This is a genomic window from Streptomyces sp. HUAS CB01, from assembly GCF_030406905.1.
Classification (GTDB): Bacteria; Actinomycetota; Actinomycetes; order Streptomycetales; family Streptomycetaceae; genus Streptomyces; species Streptomyces chengbuensis.
Genome location: NZ_CP129137.1, coordinates 3,066,586 through 3,082,500 on the forward strand (window position 1 = coordinate 3,066,586; position 15,915 = coordinate 3,082,500).

The window sequence follows — 15,915 nt, forward strand, 5'->3', positions numbered from 1 at the left end:
GCACCGGTTGGCTCGGATCGCCATGATTTCATGCCCGTGCGGCCCAGTGGCGATCCCGCGGTGGCACGAAGGTGCCCCTGGGGGCGCACAGGGCGCTCCCAGGGGCACCGTTCGCATGACGGGGTCAGCCGCCGAGCGCACCACCGGCGCCGCTCGACTCGCCTCCTGCGAGGGGGTCGGTCTGCAGGTGGATGACGCCGTAGTCGTAGGCGTGCCGCCGGTAGACGACACTGGGCTCCTTGGTCTCGGAGTCGACGAAGAGATAGAAGTCGTGCCCGACCAGCTCCATTTCGTAGAGCGCCTGGTCGAGCGTCATCGGAGCGGCGAGGTGGGTCTTCTCCCTGACCACCAGGGGTCCTTCGCCCTGCACCTCGAGCGAGCCCATCCGGGTGGTGGGAATGGATTCCGACGATGCCTCGGTGACGGGCTCACCGCTCCCGTTCAACTGGGCCACGCCCGGGACGACATCGGCGACCTCCGCTGCCGACAGCCGCCCGTTGCCCCTGCGTGTGTGGCGCTTGTCGTGCTGCTTGCGGAGCCGAGCCTCCAGCTTCGCCGTGGCCAGGTCGAGCGCTGCGTACGGGTCGCCTGCCGCTGCTTCCGCCCGGATCACCGGGCCGCGTGAAAGAAGTGTGATCTCCACGCGGTCGGAACGGTCGGCCTGCCGCGGGTTGTGCTCCTTGGACACCTCGACGTCGAGGCTGATCACCTTGCCGTCGAGCTTCTGGATCTTGTCCAGCTTCAGCTTCTCGGCCACGTGCTTGCGGAACCGCTCGGGCACCTCGGTCTTGCGGCCCTTGACGACGATGTCCACGCAGAACTCCGTTCCCGGATCACTCCGCTGTTCAATTGCGGAGCATCTCCCTTTTGCACCAGGCTCCGGCGAGCACCGGAGCCTCGGACTTGGCGACTTTCACCTCCTCCTCCCCCATGGGCAAGATCGCCACCCCACCGATGTCAAAGATCTGGGTTACTTCAGGAACACCTGACCGCAACTCGGCCATGTATTCGATGAAGGAGAGCGTTCACCTGCCTCACAACCGAACATAGCTCGCCAGGACCCCTGTCGGCACCCGCTACCAGCGCGTACGTCCATTCGTGGCCGTTCCTGCTCTCACTACCTGCAACGTTGCAACACGCCTGTCAGTTCCGGCCCGTTTCGAAGGACAGAGGTGGAGCGGCGATGACGGCGGCACTCATTCGGGTGCATTCGGAAGCGTGTCCAGAAAACGCGGCACGGAGTGCCCTCACCGCCTCGGCCAGCGAGGCTCCCGTGGTCATCACGTCGTCCACCAGTACGGTTCTGCGGGCCTCGAGTACCCGCCCGGCCCACGGGGCCACCTCCAGCGCCCCGGACATGTTCTCGAGCCGCTCCCGGGCCGTGAGACCCGACTGGTCGGACACCCGCCTCCCCTGGCGCAGCACCGGGAGGACCCTGGCGTACGTCCCCGCGCGCCGCAGTGCCCCGGCCGCCGCCACGGCGATCCGCCGCGACGGGTCGTGACCACGCGCCCGTACCGCCCGCCGCGCCGAGGGCACCGGGACCAGCAGCAGCGGCCCCCGCGCCGCCCGCCCCTCCGGCGTCGCCGCACGGACGGCCCCCGCGAGCGCCGCCCCGAGAGGACGGGCCAGCCCCAGCACGCCCCGCTCCTTGTGGGCGATCAGGACGGACCGCACCGCGCCCTCGTACCGCGCGGCGGCGAACACGACCGGCAGCCCCTGGGGCTCGGGGCACGGCCGTGCCCGGGCCGGCGGCCCCGCCAGCTCTTCCGCGCACTCCTCGCACAGCGCCGTACGGGCGTGCCCGCAGCCCGCGCACACCGCGGGCAGGACCAGCCCCGAGATCTCCCGCCACCACCACCGCATGGCCCCACTGTGCCCGGCCGCGGGCGCACGCGAGCGGGGCTGTGGACAACCATGAGGACCTGTGGAAAACCGGCGAGAGGCCGGGGCACCGTGGGGACCGGAGCCAGGACCGGGGCTCGTGTCCCGTTCCCTCCCGGAGCAGAGGAGGCCGGGACCGGGCTCCGCCCGCCACCGGCCCGGACGAGGTCGGGCGCTCAGCCGGGGTAGACCGGCGACGCCCCCTTCTCGACCATCGTCTGCCAGTTCGCGTTCGGCATCAGCCGCACCAGCCCGTCGTCCGAGATCGCCACCAGGAGCTGTTCCTCGTCCTCCGTGGCGGCCACCGCCGACACCTTGTTCAGGCCCGGAAGACCGCCTGCCGGGGTCAGGGAGCCGTCCGTCTGGATGTAGCGCACCTGCTGCACACCGCCGGTCTCCTTGCCGACCACGACGAGACGACTCGGCCCGGCCCAGGACAGCGCGGTCACCGACTCCAGACGCGGCGCCGCCGCGCGCAGTTCCACCACGGACACCGTCGTCGCCCCGCCGGAGTCCGTGCGCCGCTCGACCCGGCCGATCTCCAGGGTGCTCTTGCCGTCCTTGGACAGGAGCAGTGCCATGCGCACCCCGTCGGCCGAGACCCGCAGCGACTCGATGCGCGCGCCGTCGAGCCCGTCGACCATGACCTCCTGCGCCGGCCCCTTGCCGCCCGCGAAGCGCAGCAGCCGGGGGTTGGCGGGGTCCCGGTCCGCGACCCACAGGTCGTTCCGGTCCCAGCTCGGCGCCGAGAGCCGGTCGGCGGCCCGCGGGGCACCGCTCCGCACCAGCGGCGCGGCCAGGGGCTCGTCCGAGACGATCGACGCCGCGTACAGGGACTTGCCGTCCTGCGAGACCGCCGCCGCCCGGTGCAGACTCCGTGCCACGGCGACCGTGCCGATCTTCACCTGCCCGTCGCCGAACGGCCCGCGGACCAGGGTCTTGTCGATGTTCTTGGGCTTCGTCCCCACCACGGCCATCCTGTGGTCGCTGTCGACGAAGTACACGTTGGGGCTCGGGGACAGCCGCTCCAGGGCGTACGCGTCGGCCTGGTCGGCCGTGAGCACGCACAGCGGGGAGCCGTCGGCCCGCTGGAGCTGCACCTGCTCGACGCGGGGCGCCGCCAGCTCCCGCAGGGTGAGCAGCATCTGCGTGGCCATGCGCTTGCACACCGCGCCGCCGACGTTCGACGCCTTGTCGTTGAGCGGCACCTTGAGCTCGCCCTGGTCGTCGGGCGTCAGGGACGTGATGCCCTTCTTCAGTCCCGCGCCCGCGGGGAACGGCGAGTCCACCACCGGCATCAGCCAGTGGGCGGGGCCCTCGAACAGCGCCGAGATCGTCTGCGCGACCGGGTCCATCCGGGTCACCGGATCCTGCCGCTGCCGGATGTAGACCGGGTCCGCGACCACCGAGTTCTGGCCCGACGCCCAGTAGTACTTGTTCACCGACAGGTGGTTGCGCAGGAAGTCGCTCTCGCCGAGCACCAGGCCCTCGGGAGCCGCGTCGATGCGCCACTCCTTGCCCTTGCCGTCAGGGGTGTTCTGCCGCACCAGCCGCAGCGCGCCGCCGTACTGCGTGGGCACGACCGACTTGTACTCGTGCCGGTCGACCGTCGCGATCAGCTCGCCGGACAGCGCGTAGGTCAGCTCGTCGCCCCCCTCCCGGCCGGCCGGAGCCGCGGACTGGGGGGCCTCGGTCAGCACGGTCGTGAGCGACTCGGGCCGCCACTTCTTGGTCCAGCGCTTGGTGAGGTACTTCCGGGCCGTCGCATAGCTTGGATCGTCGCTGGTCATGGCCTCCAGGAAGCCGTCGACGATCTCCTGAGGCCGGGCGCCGTCACGAGGCGGGACGGCGTACACCCGCACCTGGGAGTCCGGGCCCTGCGTGGCCTTCACCTGCTCCACGTCGCCGCTGTCCGGCATCGACGCGCAGCCGGCCAGCACGAAGCCGGCGCAGACGAGCAGCGCCGAGAACCGTGTGGCGCGTCCGTGGCCGTACCGACGCCCCTCAGCGCCCACGAGTGGTGTCCTCCCGCTCCGAAACCTGTCCCGGGACGGAATCCGCCGTCCCGCCGTCCCCCGGCCGCTCCGACGCCGGACGGGCCACCACACGGGCGCCGCTGCCGGGCAGGGCCGCCGGGTCCACCGCCGCCGACGGCGGGGTGTGCGGCGGCACCGCGGGCCGCCCCGGTATCGCCAGGCCCGGCCGGTGCGCGCCGGGCTGCGACGGCACCGTAGACAGCCGCAGCGCACGGTCGTTCGCCGCGTCGGCGGCCGCCCGCTCACGCGCACGCCGGGAGTCCTCGGGCTCCAGCGGTATCGGCGAGCCGCGCAGCGGCTCGTCCGCCGTGCGCGGCAGGGTCAGCCGGAACTGCGAACCGCCGCCCGGCTCTCCCCACGCCTGCAGCCAGCCGCCGTGGAGCCGCGCGTCCTCCACGGCGATGGACAGGCCGAGGCCCGTGCCACCCGTCGTACGCGCCCGAGCCGGGTCGGCCCGCCAGAAGCGGTTGAACACCCGGGTCGCCTCGCCGGGCTTGAGCCCCACCCCGTAGTCCCGAACCGCCACGGCGACCGCACCTCCGGCGGACGCCATCCGCACCACCACGTCGCGGCCCTCGCCGTGCTCCACGGCGTTGACGACGAGGTTGCGCAGCACGCGCTCGATCCGGCGGGCGTCGGCCTCGGCCACCACCGGCTGCTCGTCGCCGACGACCCGGATCCGGCTGCCCTTGCGCTCCGCCAGCGGCTCGGCGCCGCCGATCACCCGATGGACCACCTCGCGGAGGTCTATCGCCTCCGCTTCGAGGGCCGCCGCGCCCGCGTCGAACCTGCTGATCTCCAGCAGGTCGGCGAGCAGCGACTCGAACCGGTCCAGCTGGTCCGCCAGCAGCTCCGCGGAGCGTGCCGTCGCGGGGTCGAAGTCGCCCCGTGCCTCGTGGATGAGGTCCGCGGCCATCCGCACCGTCGTCAGCGGCGTACGCAGCTCGTGCGACACGTCCGAGACGAAGCGGCGCTGCATCCGCGACAGCTCCTCCAGCTGCTGGATCTTGTGCTGAAGGTTCTGCGCCATCTTGTTGAAGGCCTCACCGAGCCGGGCGATGTCGTCCTCGCCGGTGACCTTCATCCGTTCCTGGAGCCGTCCGGCGGACAGACGCTCGGCGATGCCTGCGGCCATCCGGACGGGCGTGACGACCTGCCGCACCACCAGCCACGCGATGGCCCCGAGCAGCACGACCACGAACAGCCCCGCCGTCGCCAGCGTGCCCTTGACCAGGCTCAGCGACTCCTCCTCCTGCGTGAGCGGGAAGAGGTAGTACAGCTCGTACGAGTAGCCCGCGACGTCGTTGAGCCGCTTGCCGACGACCAGACCGGCCTCGGACTCCTTCGGAACCGAGTACTTGATCTTGACGTAGGTCTGGAACGTGCCCGTCCCCTGCGCGACCGAGCTGCGCAGCGACGCGGGAACGCTCGTCACGTCCACGTCCCCCGAGGCCCGCGGGGCCCGGCTCGTCCCGGCGTCGTCGGAGTCCGGGCTCAGTGCCACCACGTGGTACGCGCCCTGACCACCGCTGGCCAGCTGCTTCACCAGCTCGGACCGCCAGTTCACGGAGCCGCGGCTGGGCCTGCCGTCCGTGGCGTCACCGTCCTGGCCACCCAGCGCGGAGGCTCCGCTCGCCTTCTCCTGCGCGGCCGCGAAACCACCCGCCGCCTGGCTCAGGGCCGCCTGTTCCTTGGCGTCCAGGAGTCCGTTGCGGACCTGGCCGATGACGACGAGACCGAGCAGCAGCACGACGCCCATCGACATGAGCAGGGTCCCGGCGACGACACGCAGCTGGATGTTCCGCCGCCACAGCCGTACGGCCGGCAGCAGCGGACGCCTGAACCAGCGCACGACGAGCCGGAGCACCGGCCTGCCCGGCGCCCCGTCCGGCAGCAGCCGTCCGCCGGGGAACGGACGGCCGAAACGTGAAGACCCGTGCCCGGGCCCGGCAGCCCGCCCCGTACGGACTCCCGGCCCCCCGGGCTTCGGAGCAGCGCTGCCCACGGCCATGTCAGCTCGGTCCGGCCTTGTAACCGACGCCACGGACGGTCACGACGATCTCCGGCCGCTCCGGGTCCTTCTCGACCTTGGAGCGCAGCCGCTGCACGTGCACGTTCACCAGACGGGTGTCGGCCGCGTGCCGGTAGCCCCACACCTGCTCGAGCAGCACCTCGCGCGTGAACACCTGCCACGGCTTGCGGGCGAGCGCCACCAGCAGGTCGAACTCGAGCGGGGTGAGCGCGATCGACTGGCCGTCGCGCTTCACGGAGTGCCCGGCCACGTCGATGACCAGGTCCCCGATCGCGAGCTGCTCGGGAGCGGGCTCCTCGGACCTCCTCAGCCGGGCCCGGATACGGGCCACCAGCTCCTTGGGCTTGAACGGCTTCACGATGTAGTCGTCGGCGCCGGACTCCAGCCCGACCACCACATCGACGGTGTCGCTCTTGGCCGTGAGCATCACGATCGGCACACCCGACTCCGCCCGGATGAGCCGGCACACCTCGATGCCGTCCCTGCCGGGCAGCATGAGGTCAAGAAGCACCAGGTCCGGTTTGGTCTCCCGGAAAGCGGCGAGTGCCTTGTCGCCGTCCGCTACGAACGACGGCTCGAACCCTTCACCACGCAGCACAATGCCGAGCATCTCGGCCAGTGCGGTGTCGTCGTCGACGACAAGGACGCGTCCCTTCATAATCGACATCATCCCATTAGCTAATCGTTACCTGGCGTGACCTGGCACACAGCTCGGCGATCCCGCCCCCGGCGACCGGTGACACGACCCCTTCCTCCGTGACGATCGCGGTCACGAGTTCCGGCGGCGTCACATCGAACGCGGGGTTGTAGGCCTGGGTTCCCACCGGCGCCACCGGCAGCCCCGAGGCACCGGGAACAGCATCGGGTGTACGCGGCCCCGGCGGCGATGTGACGCCGGTCACCATCGCCGCCCCGAGCGGCGCCGGCAGCTCCGTGACCTCCTGTCCGGACCGCTGCTCCACCTCGATCGACGCCCCGTCCGGCGTCGCCGGATCCACGGTCGTGGTCGGCGCCACCACGATGAACGGCACATGGTGGTAGCGGGCGAGCACGGCGAGCGGATAGCTGCCCACCTTGTTGGCCACGGAGCCGTCCGCCGCGATCCTGTCGGCCCCGATCAGCACGGCGTCGACCTCTCCCGCCGCGAACAGCGACCCTGCCGCGTTGTCCGTGAGCAGGGTGTACGCCATCCCGTTGCGGGCCGCCTCGTACGCGGTCAGCCGCGCACCCTGCAGCAGCGGCCGGGTCTCGTCCACCCACAGCTTGCGCAGCCGGCCCACCCGGTGCGCGGCGAGCGCCACGGCGAACGCCGTGCCCTCACCGCCCGAGACCAGCCGTCCGGTGTTGCAGTGCGTCAGGATCCGGTGACTGCCGCCGGGCAGCAGCTCGTCGAGCAGCGTGAGCCCGTGCCGCGCCATCCGCTCGCTCGCCTCCGCGTCCTCCCGGTGCAGCCGCCGCGCCTCGGCCAGCACGGCGGCGGCCGCCTGCTGCGCGTCCGCGCCCCTGCCGACCGCCGCCCCGTACGCCCCGGCGGCCCGCCGCACGCCGTAGCCGAGGTTCACGGCGGTGGGCCGCGCTCCCTCCAGAAGCGCTGCCGCCTCGGCGACGTCGTAGCCCCGTGCCGCGGCCAGCGCGACCCCGTAGGCCCCGACGATCCCGAGCAGCGGCGCACCGCGCACGGCCAGCGTCCGGACCGCCTCCACCAGGGCCGGGACGTCGGTGCACACCAGCTCGGCCTCTTCTGCCGGCAACCTGCGCTGGTCCAGCAGAACCAGCACCGGGCCTTCCGGCAGCTCGTCCCAGCGCAGCGAGCCGGGCCCGGGGTGCTGTTCGCCGTCGAGGGTTTGTACGTACTGATCAGCCATCCGCCCAGTCTGCCCGCCGACGCACGCACAATGAAGGCGAGAACGAGATCCACTGCCCGGCCCACCGGCGGTCGGCGCGTGGCACGATGGCTGCCAGCCTCCCGCCCTGACGTGCGGACAGGCGCCGTGACCCAGCCGGCTCGCCGAGCCGGCCACGCGACACATCCACGAGGTGGACGACCGTGAACGACACTCCGGGCTGGGCCTCGCCCGGATCCTCCCCGTCCGACGACCGGGGTACCGGAGCGCCCGGCCCCGCCGGTGATCCCGGCGCCTCCTCGAAATGGTCCAAGGAGCAGCCGCCCGCGGGCCAGTGGGCCTCGCCGACCGGACCCGGCGGCGGACCCGTGCCCCCGCAGGCCGGCGGACCGGGCTGGGGAGGCGGACCGCAGCGAGGTGGCTGGGGACAGCCTCCCGCGGCCAAGCCCGGAGTGATCCCGCTGCGCCCGCTCGGAGTCGGCGAGATCCTCGACGGGGCGGTGTCGACGCTGCGCGCCCACTGGCGCACGGTCCTGGGCATCACGATCACCGTCTCCGTCATCACGCAGATCTGCGACATCCTCGTCCAGCGCTATCTCGTCCCGCAGCCGCCCGAGGTGGACCCGAACGCCACCCCGGAAGAAGCCCTCAGCCAGGTGGGCGACCAGCTCAACGCGACCCTCGTGGGCACGGCACCGGTCATGGCGATCACCCTGATCGCCACGCTCTTCACCACCGCGCTGCTGACCGTGGTCATCAGCCGCTCGGTGCTGGGCCGCGACGTGACGCTGTCCGACGCCTGGCGCGAGGCCCGTCCGCGGCTGCCCCAACTCCTCGGTCTCACCCTGCTGCTGCCGCTGATCGCCGCCGTGGTCCTCGCCGTCGGCTTCCTGCCCGGCCTTCTCATCGGCTCCGCCGGCGGCGCCGCCCTCGCCGCCCTCGGCGGGATCGCCGGCGCGGTCGTCACCCTCTGGCTGATGGTCCGGTTCGCGCTCGCCTCGCCCGCCCTCATGCTGGAACGTCAGGGCATCGTCCAGTCGATGCGGCGCTCGGCGAAGCTGGTGCGGGGAGCCTGGTGGCGGGTCTTCGGCATCCTGCTGCTCACGGTGCTGCTGACCTTCCTGGTCTCCCTGATCATCGCCATCCCCTTCGGCCTGATCGCGTACGCCGTCGACGGCGAGGGGCTCGGCGGGCTGCTCTCCGGCGGCACACCCGAGTTCGGCTGGCCGTTCCTGATCATCACCGGCATCGGCGCGGTGATCGCCTCGTCCATCACCTATCCGATCTCGGCGGGCGTCACCGTGCTCCTCTACGTGGACCAGCGCATCCGCCGCGAGGCCCTCGACCTCGAACTGGCCCGGGCGGCAGGCGTCGACGGCCACGGCGCGGCACCGGGCGACGCCACCCCCAGGAGCTGATGCCGTGTCCATCGCGGGGGGAGCGACCGGGGCGTGGCCGGCCGTCCACGCCGATGACGAGGTACCCGTGGACCTCCCTCGCGTCCCCGCGAGGGAGGCAGCGGAACGCGAACTGTCCAAGTCGATGTACCACGAGAACGATCCCAACCTGCTGGAGCGCGCCCTCAACCGCTTCTGGGAGTGGCTCGCCGACGTCCTCGACGCGGCTGCGGGGGCCTCTCCCGGCGGCCCGCTCGGACTCGTCGTCATCGTCCTGGTCGTCGCCGCCCTGATCGCCGCACTCTGGTGGCGGCTCGGCACCCCGCACCGCACCGCCACCCCGGGGGACGCGCTCTTCGACGACGGTCCCCGCAGCGCCGCCGAACACCGGACGGCCGCCGAGGCGCACGCCGCCGCCGGACGCTGGAACCAGGCCGTCCAGGAACGGATGCGGGCCATCGTCCGCTCCCTGGAGGAACGCGCCCTGCTCGAACCCCGCCCCGGCCGCACCGCCGACGAGGCCGCCGCGGAGGCCGGCCGCCCCCTGCCCGGCCACGCCGAGGCGCTGCGCTCGGCGGCCCGTGCCTTCGACGACGTCGCATACGGCGGCCGTACCGCCGACCGCCAGGCGTACACACGACTGCGTGACCTCGACACCGAACTCGGGCGCACCAAGCCCGATCTGAACACCACGGCCCAGGGAGCCACCGGATGACCGGGGCCACGACCGCCACCACCGCGGCGTCTCCGACGACCCGCCAGATCTGGACGCGCAGCCGGGGAATCCTGCTCGTCCTCGTCATCCTCATCGTGGCCGGCTTCGTCATCGCGGTCATCCGCTCCAGCAACGGGCACGGCCGCCTCGACCCACGCTCCACCGACCCGTCCGGCAGCCGCGCCGTCGCCGAACTGCTCAAGGACCGGGGCGTCACCACCCGCGTGGTCACCACCCTCGACGAGGCCACCGCCGCCATGGGTCCCGACACCACCCTGCTGGTCGCCGGCCCGGACCTGCTGAACGGCCGTCAGCAGGACGTCCTGCGCGCGGCGATGAACTCCTCCGGCGGCCGCTCCGTCCTCGTCGCCCCCGGCCCGGCCTCCGTGGGCACCCTCGCCCCGGGAACCTCGGCCGACACACCGGCCCCGGTTTCCGCCCGCGAGCCGCAGTGCTCCTTCCCGGCGGCCCGGCGGGCCGGAAGCGCCGACCTCGGCGGCGAGCGCTACACCACCGACAACACCCTCGGCAGCGACTCCTGCTACCTCGCCCACGGCCTGCCGACCCTGCTCCGCATCGACGACCCGGGAACCGGCGACACCGTCCTCCTCGGTGCCCCCGACATCCTCTACAACGATCACCTCGACAAGGAGGGCAACGCGTCGCTCGCCCTCCAACTGCTCGGCTCCCACCCGCATCTGATCTGGTACCTCCCTTCCCTCTCCGATGGATCGGCCGCCGAGGACGACGGCACCGGCGGCCGCGGGGAGGGGGAGACCGGCATCGGCCGGCTCATCCCCTCCGGATGGCTCTGGGGCACCCTCCAACTCGCCGTCGCCGCGGTGCTCGCCGCCGTCTGGCGCGCCCGCCGGCTCGGGCCCCTCGTCAGCGAACGGCTGCCCGTGGCCGTCCGCGCCTCCGAGACCGCCGAGGGCCGCGCCCGCCTGTACCGCAAGGCGAACGCCCGCGACCGCGCCGCTTCGGCACTCCGCCAGGCCGCACGCATCCGGATCGCCCCCCTACTCGGCGTCACCGTCGCGGACGCCCACTCCCCCGAAGCCCTCCTCCCGGCCGTCTCGGCACATCTGCGCGACGGCGACCGCGACCTCCGGCCCCTGCTCTTCGGACCGGCCCCCGCCGACGACGCCGCACTCATCCGCCTGGCTGACCAACTGGACGCCCTCGAACGAGAGGTACGCACTTCATGAGCGCCCCGACCCCCGAGACCGCCGAGCACTCGGACGACGCACGCGCCTCACTGGAGGCCCTACGCACCGAGATCGCGAAGGCCGTGGTCGGCCAGGACTCCGCAGTCACCGGACTGGTCGTCGCCCTGCTCTGTCGCGGCCACGTCCTCCTCGAGGGTGTCCCCGGCGTCGCCAAGACCCTGCTGGTCCGGGCGCTGGCCGCGTCCCTCGAACTGGACACCAAGCGGGTCCAGTTCACCCCCGATCTCATGCCCAGCGACGTCACCGGCTCCCTGGTCTACGACGCACGGACCGCCGAATTCTCCTTCCAGCCGGGCCCCGTCTTCACCAACCTTCTGCTCGCCGACGAGATCAACAGGACACCTCCGAAGACCCAGTCATCGCTTCTGGAGGCCATGGAGGAGCGCCAGGTCACCGTCGACGGCACCCCCCGCCCTCTCCCCGAGCCGTTCCTGGTCGCCGCCACGCAGAACCCCGTGGAGTACGAAGGCACTTACCCCCTGCCGGAAGCGCAGCTCGACCGCTTCCTGCTGAAGCTGACCGTGCCGCTGCCCTCACGCGACGACGAGATCAACGTCCTCGCCAGGCACGCCGAGGGCTTCAACCCGCGCGACCTGCAGGCTGCCGGCCTCCGGCCCGTCGCCACACCGGCCGATCTGGAAGCCGCCCGGACGGCCGTCGCCAAGACCTCGGTCTCCCCCGAGATCGCGGGCTACGTCGTCGATATCTGCCGTGCCACCCGTGATTCCCCCTCACTCACTCTCGGCGTCTCTCCCCGAGGCGCCACCGCCCTGCTCTCCACCGCGCGGGCCTGGGCCTGGCTCACCGGCCGTGACTACGTCATCCCCGACGATGTGAAGGCCCTCGCCCTGCCCACACTCCGCCATCGGATCCAGCTCCGACCCGAAGCCGAGATGGAGGGCGTCACCGCGGACTCCGTCATCACCGCGATCCTCGCCCACGTCCCCGTCCCCCGCTGAGGCGGTGCGTCATGGCCCTCACCGGACGAGCGGCACTCCTCGCCGCCCTCGGCTCCCTCCCCGTCGGAATCCTCGAACCCAGCTGGACGGGGATCCTCACCGTCAACGCATCACTCTCAGTAGCAATACTGTGCGACTACGCCCTGGCGGCACCAGTCCGAACGCTCCAGTTCACCCGAACCGGTGATACCTCAGTACGGCTCGGCAAGAGCGCAGAAGTGCAGCTCACTGTCACCAACCGGTCTTCCCGAAGGCTGCGCGCCCGCCTCCGGGACGCCTGGCCCCCGAGCAGTTGGCTCCCCGGGACCGAGCAGACCGCCTCACGACACAGAGTGACCGTACCGGCAGGCGAAAGTCGCCGTCTGTCGACGGTTCTGCGCCCCATCCGCCGAGGCGACCGTCACGCGGAGATCGTCACGGTCCGTTCCTACGGGCCGCTCGGCCTCGCCGCCCGCCAGGGGAATCACCGGGTTCCGTGGACCGTCCGCGTCCTGCCGCCCTTCACGAGCCGCAAGCATCTGCCGTCCCGGCTGGCCCGCCTTCGTGAACTCGACGGCAGGACCAGTGTGCTGACCCGCGGGGAGGGCACCGAGTTCGACAGTCTCCGCGAGTACGTCCCCGGGGACGACACACGTTCCATCGACTGGCGCGCCACCGCCCGCCGGACGACGGTCGCCGTGCGGACCTGGCGGCCGGAACGGGATCGGCACATCCTGATCGTGCTGGACACGGGCCGCACCGCGGCCGGACGTGTGGGCGACGTCCCGCGTCTGGACGCGGCCATGGACTCCGCTCTCCTCCTCACCGCACTCGCCACCCGAGCCGGCGACCGTGTGGACCTCCTGGCCTACGACCGCCGCGTCCGCGCCCAGGTGCAGGGCAGAGCAGCCGGGGAAGTGCTGCCGGCCATGGTCAACGCGATGGCGGTGCTCGAGCCGGAGTTGGTGGAAACGGACGCCCGGGGTCTCAGCGCGGCGACGCTGAAGCATGCCCCTCGGCGGTCCCTCGTGGTGCTGCTGACCAGCCTGGACGCCGCCCCGATCGAAGAGGGCCTCCTGCCGGTGCTGCCACAACTGACTCAGCGCCATTCGGTCGTGGTCGCCTCGGTCGCGGACCCGCACATCGAGAAGATGGCGAGCGGACGCGGCAGCCTGGACGCCGTGTACGAAGCCGCGGCCGGCACACAGGCTCAGATCCAGCGCCGCCGTACGGCGGAGCAACTTCAGCGGCACGGTGTCACCGTCGTGGATGCGACTCCGGACAGCCTCGCGCCGGCTCTGGCCGACGCATATTTGGCGCTCAAGGCCGCAGGTCGGCTGTAGTGGTTGTCCCCGGCTCTCGGTGGGGCCGGGGACGAACCAAAAAGAATTCGCCCTGAAACGCGGAAAAGCCCCGGACCGTCACGGTCCGGGGCTTTCCCTCAACAATTGTTCGGCGGTGTCCTACTCTCCCACAGGGTCCCCCCTGCAGTACCATCGGCGCTGAAAGGCTTAGCTTCCGGGTTCGGAATGTAACCGGGCGTTTCCCTAACGCTATGACCACCGAAACACTATGAAGATGTCGAACCGGCCGACCACCACGTGGTCTCGGCATGTTCGTTACTTCAGAACTAACACAGTGGACGCGAGCAACTGAGGACAAGCCCTCGGCCTATTAGTACCGGTCAACTCCACCAGTCACCTGGCTTCCATATCCGGCCTATCAACCCAGTCGTCTACTGGGAGCCTTACCCCATCAAGTGGGTGGGAGTCCTCATCTCGAAGCAGGCTTCCCGCTTAGATGCTTTCAGCGGTTATCCCTCCCGAACGTAGCCAACCAGCCATGCCCTTGGCAGGACAACTGGCACACCAGAGGTTCGTCCGTCCCGGTCCTCTCGTACTAGGGACAGCCCTTCTCAAGACTCCTACGCGCACAGCGGATAGGGACCGAACTGTCTCACGACGTTCTAAACCCAGCTCGCGTACCGCTTTAATGGGCGAACAGCCCAACCCTTGGGACCGACTCCAGCCCCAGGATGCGACGAGCCGACATCGAGGTGCCAAACCATCCCGTCGATATGGACTCTTGGGGAAGATCAGCCTGTTATCCCCGGGGTACCTTTTATCCGTTGAGCGACGGCGCTTCCACAAGCCACCGCCGGATCACTAGTCCCGACTTTCGTCCCTGCTCGACCCGTCGGTCTCACAGTCAAGCTCCCTTGTGCACTTACACTCAACACCTGATTGCCAACCAGGCTGAGGGAACCTTTGGGCGCCTCCGTTACCCTTTAGGAGGCAACCGCCCCAGTTAAACTACCCATCAGACACTGTCCCTGATCCGGATCACGGACCCAGGTTAGACATCCAGCACGACCAGAGTGGTATTTCAACGACGACTCCACCTGAACTGGCGTCCAAGCTTCACAGTCTCCCACCTATCCTACACAAGCCGAACCGAACACCAATATCAAACTGTAGTAAAGGTCCCGGGGTCTTTCCGTCCTGCTGCGCGAAACGAGCATCTTTACTCGTAGTGCAATTTCACCGGGCCTATGGTTGAGACAGTCGAGAAGTCGTTACGCCATTCGTGCAGGTCGGAACTTACCCGACAAGGAATTTCGCTACCTTAGGATGGTTATAGTTACCACCGCCGTTTACTGGCGCTTAAGTTCTCAGCTTCGCCCGGACGAATCCAAGCTAACCGGTCCCCTTAACGTTCCAGCACCGGGCAGGCGTCAGTCCGTATACATCGCCTTACGGCTTCGCACGGACCTGTGTTTTTAGTAAACAGTCGCTTCTCGCTGGTCTCTGCGGCCACCCCCAGCTCAGAGTGCAAGACTCATCACCAGACGTGGCCCCCCTTCTCCCGAAGTTACGGGGGCATTTTGCCGAGTTCCTTAACCATAGTTCACCCGAACGCCTCGGTATTCTCTACCTGACCACCTGAGTCGGTTTAGGGTACGGGCCGCCATGAAACTCGCTAGAGGCTTTTCTCGACAGCATAGGATCATCCACTTCACCACAATCGGCTCGGCATCAGGTCTCACCCTCCATGAGAGACGGATTTGCCTATCTCTCGGGCTACACCCTTACCCCGGGACAACCACCGCCCGGGCTGGACTACCTTCCTGCGTCACCCCATCGCTTACCTACTACCACCTTGGGTCAGCGGCTCCACCACTCCGACCTCGTCCGAAGACTCAGCCGGCGGCTTCACGGCCTTAGCATTAATGGGCTCGATATTGGGCGTTTCAAAGCGGGTACCGGAATATCAACCGGTTGTCCATCGACTACGCCTGTCGGCCTCGCCTTAGGTCCCGACTTACCCTGGGCAGATCAGCTTGACCCAGGAACCCTTAGTCAATCGGCGCACACGTTTCTCACGTGTGTATCGCTACTCATGCCTGCATTCTCACTCGTGAACCGTCCACAACTCGCTTCCGCGGCTGCTTCACCCGGCACACGACGCTCCCCTACCCATCACGATCCCCGTTGGGGGTACATATCGCAATGACACGACTTCGGCGGTACGCTTGAGCCCCGCTACATTGTCGGCGCGGAATCACTTGACCAGTGAGCTATTACGCACTCTTTCAAGGGTGGCTGCTTCTAAGCCAACCTCCTGGTTGTCTCTGCGACTCCACATCCTTTCCCACTTAGCGTACGCTTAGGGGCCTTAGTCGATGCTCTGGGCTGTTTCCCTCTCGACCATGGAGCTTATCCCCCACAGTCTCACTGCCGCGCTCTCACTTACCGGCATTCGGAGTTTGGCTAAGGTCAGTAACCCGGTAGGGCCCATCGCCTATCCAGTGCTCTACCTCCGGCAAGAAACACACGACGC

General features: G+C 69.9%; 11 protein-coding genes and 2 rRNA genes (1 of these 13 only partly in view). 5 read left to right on the forward strand and 8 right to left on the reverse strand.

The annotated features are described in order from the left end of the window. Positions 1 to 124: 124 nt before the first annotated feature. The 6 genes from hpf to mtnA all read right to left on the reverse strand — a co-directional run bounded on the left by hpf (position 125) and on the right by mtnA (position 7,817). On the reverse strand, positions 125 to 814 hold the full coding sequence (hpf, locus tag QRN89_RS13540) for a ribosome hibernation-promoting factor, HPF/YfiA family (protein WP_290349620.1): 690 nt from the start codon (positions 812 to 814) through the stop codon (positions 125 to 127). A 329-nt stretch (positions 815 to 1,143) separates the two neighbouring features. Next, a complete protein-coding gene (locus tag QRN89_RS13545) occupies positions 1,144 to 1,866 on the reverse strand; it encodes a ComF family protein (protein ID WP_290349621.1) in 723 nt (240 codons plus the stop codon). A 194-nt stretch (positions 1,867 to 2,060) separates the two neighbouring features. Beyond that, positions 2,061 to 3,899: an LpqB family beta-propeller domain-containing protein gene (locus QRN89_RS13550; RefSeq protein ID WP_290349622.1), complete on the reverse strand. Its 1,839-nt coding sequence runs from the start codon at positions 3,897 to 3,899 to the stop codon at positions 2,061 to 2,063. Continuing rightward, a complete protein-coding gene (gene mtrB, locus QRN89_RS13555; protein WP_290349623.1) occupies positions 3,889 to 5,931 on the reverse strand; it encodes an MtrAB system histidine kinase MtrB in 2,043 nt (680 codons plus the stop codon). The genes QRN89_RS13550 and mtrB overlap by 11 nt, the downstream gene beginning before the upstream one ends. Position 5,932: 1 nt before the next feature. After that, positions 5,933 to 6,622, reverse strand: coding sequence for a two-component system response regulator MtrA (gene mtrA, locus QRN89_RS13560; RefSeq protein WP_208868138.1), 690 nt, complete (start codon positions 6,620 to 6,622; stop codon positions 5,933 to 5,935). A 4-nt stretch (positions 6,623 to 6,626) separates the two neighbouring features. Then, complete coding sequence (gene mtnA / locus QRN89_RS13565) at positions 6,627 to 7,817, reverse strand: S-methyl-5-thioribose-1-phosphate isomerase (protein ID WP_290349625.1); 1,191 nt, start codon at positions 7,815 to 7,817, stop codon at positions 6,627 to 6,629. 182 nt (positions 7,818 to 7,999) lie between these two features. Here mtnA and QRN89_RS13570 point away from each other — a divergent pair, with 182 nt between their 5' ends. From QRN89_RS13570 to QRN89_RS13590, 5 genes are read left to right on the forward strand one after another with little or no spacing between them, the layout of a single operon-like run. Continuing rightward, positions 8,000 to 9,214, forward strand: coding sequence for a DUF7847 domain-containing protein (locus QRN89_RS13570; protein ID WP_290349626.1), 1,215 nt, complete (start codon positions 8,000 to 8,002; stop codon positions 9,212 to 9,214). A gap of 4 nt (positions 9,215 to 9,218) precedes the next feature. After that, complete coding sequence (locus QRN89_RS13575; protein ID WP_290349627.1) at positions 9,219 to 9,908, forward strand: DUF4129 domain-containing protein; 690 nt, start codon at positions 9,219 to 9,221, stop codon at positions 9,906 to 9,908. Further along, positions 9,905 to 11,116 carry a DUF4350 domain-containing protein gene (locus QRN89_RS13580; RefSeq protein ID WP_290349628.1) on the forward strand — a complete coding sequence of 404 codons (1,212 nt, stop codon included), beginning with the start codon at positions 9,905 to 9,907 and terminating at the stop codon, positions 11,114 to 11,116. The genes QRN89_RS13575 and QRN89_RS13580 overlap by 4 nt, the downstream gene beginning before the upstream one ends. Further along, positions 11,113 to 12,096, forward strand: coding sequence for an AAA family ATPase (locus tag QRN89_RS13585; protein WP_290349629.1), 984 nt, complete (start codon positions 11,113 to 11,115; stop codon positions 12,094 to 12,096). Before QRN89_RS13580 ends, QRN89_RS13585 begins: the two co-directional genes overlap by 4 nt. 11 nt (positions 12,097 to 12,107) lie before the next feature. Continuing rightward, a complete protein-coding gene (locus QRN89_RS13590) occupies positions 12,108 to 13,418 on the forward strand; it encodes a DUF58 domain-containing protein (protein WP_290349631.1) in 1,311 nt (436 codons plus the stop codon). Between the two features lie 107 nt (positions 13,419 to 13,525). Here QRN89_RS13590 and rrf read toward each other — a convergent pair. Continuing rightward, positions 13,526 to 13,642, reverse strand: a 5S ribosomal RNA gene (rrf, locus tag QRN89_RS13595). Positions 13,643 to 13,729: 87 nt separating this feature from the next. Beyond that, a 23S ribosomal RNA gene (locus tag QRN89_RS13600) occupies positions 13,730 to 15,915 on the reverse strand; it runs 935 nt beyond the window's last position.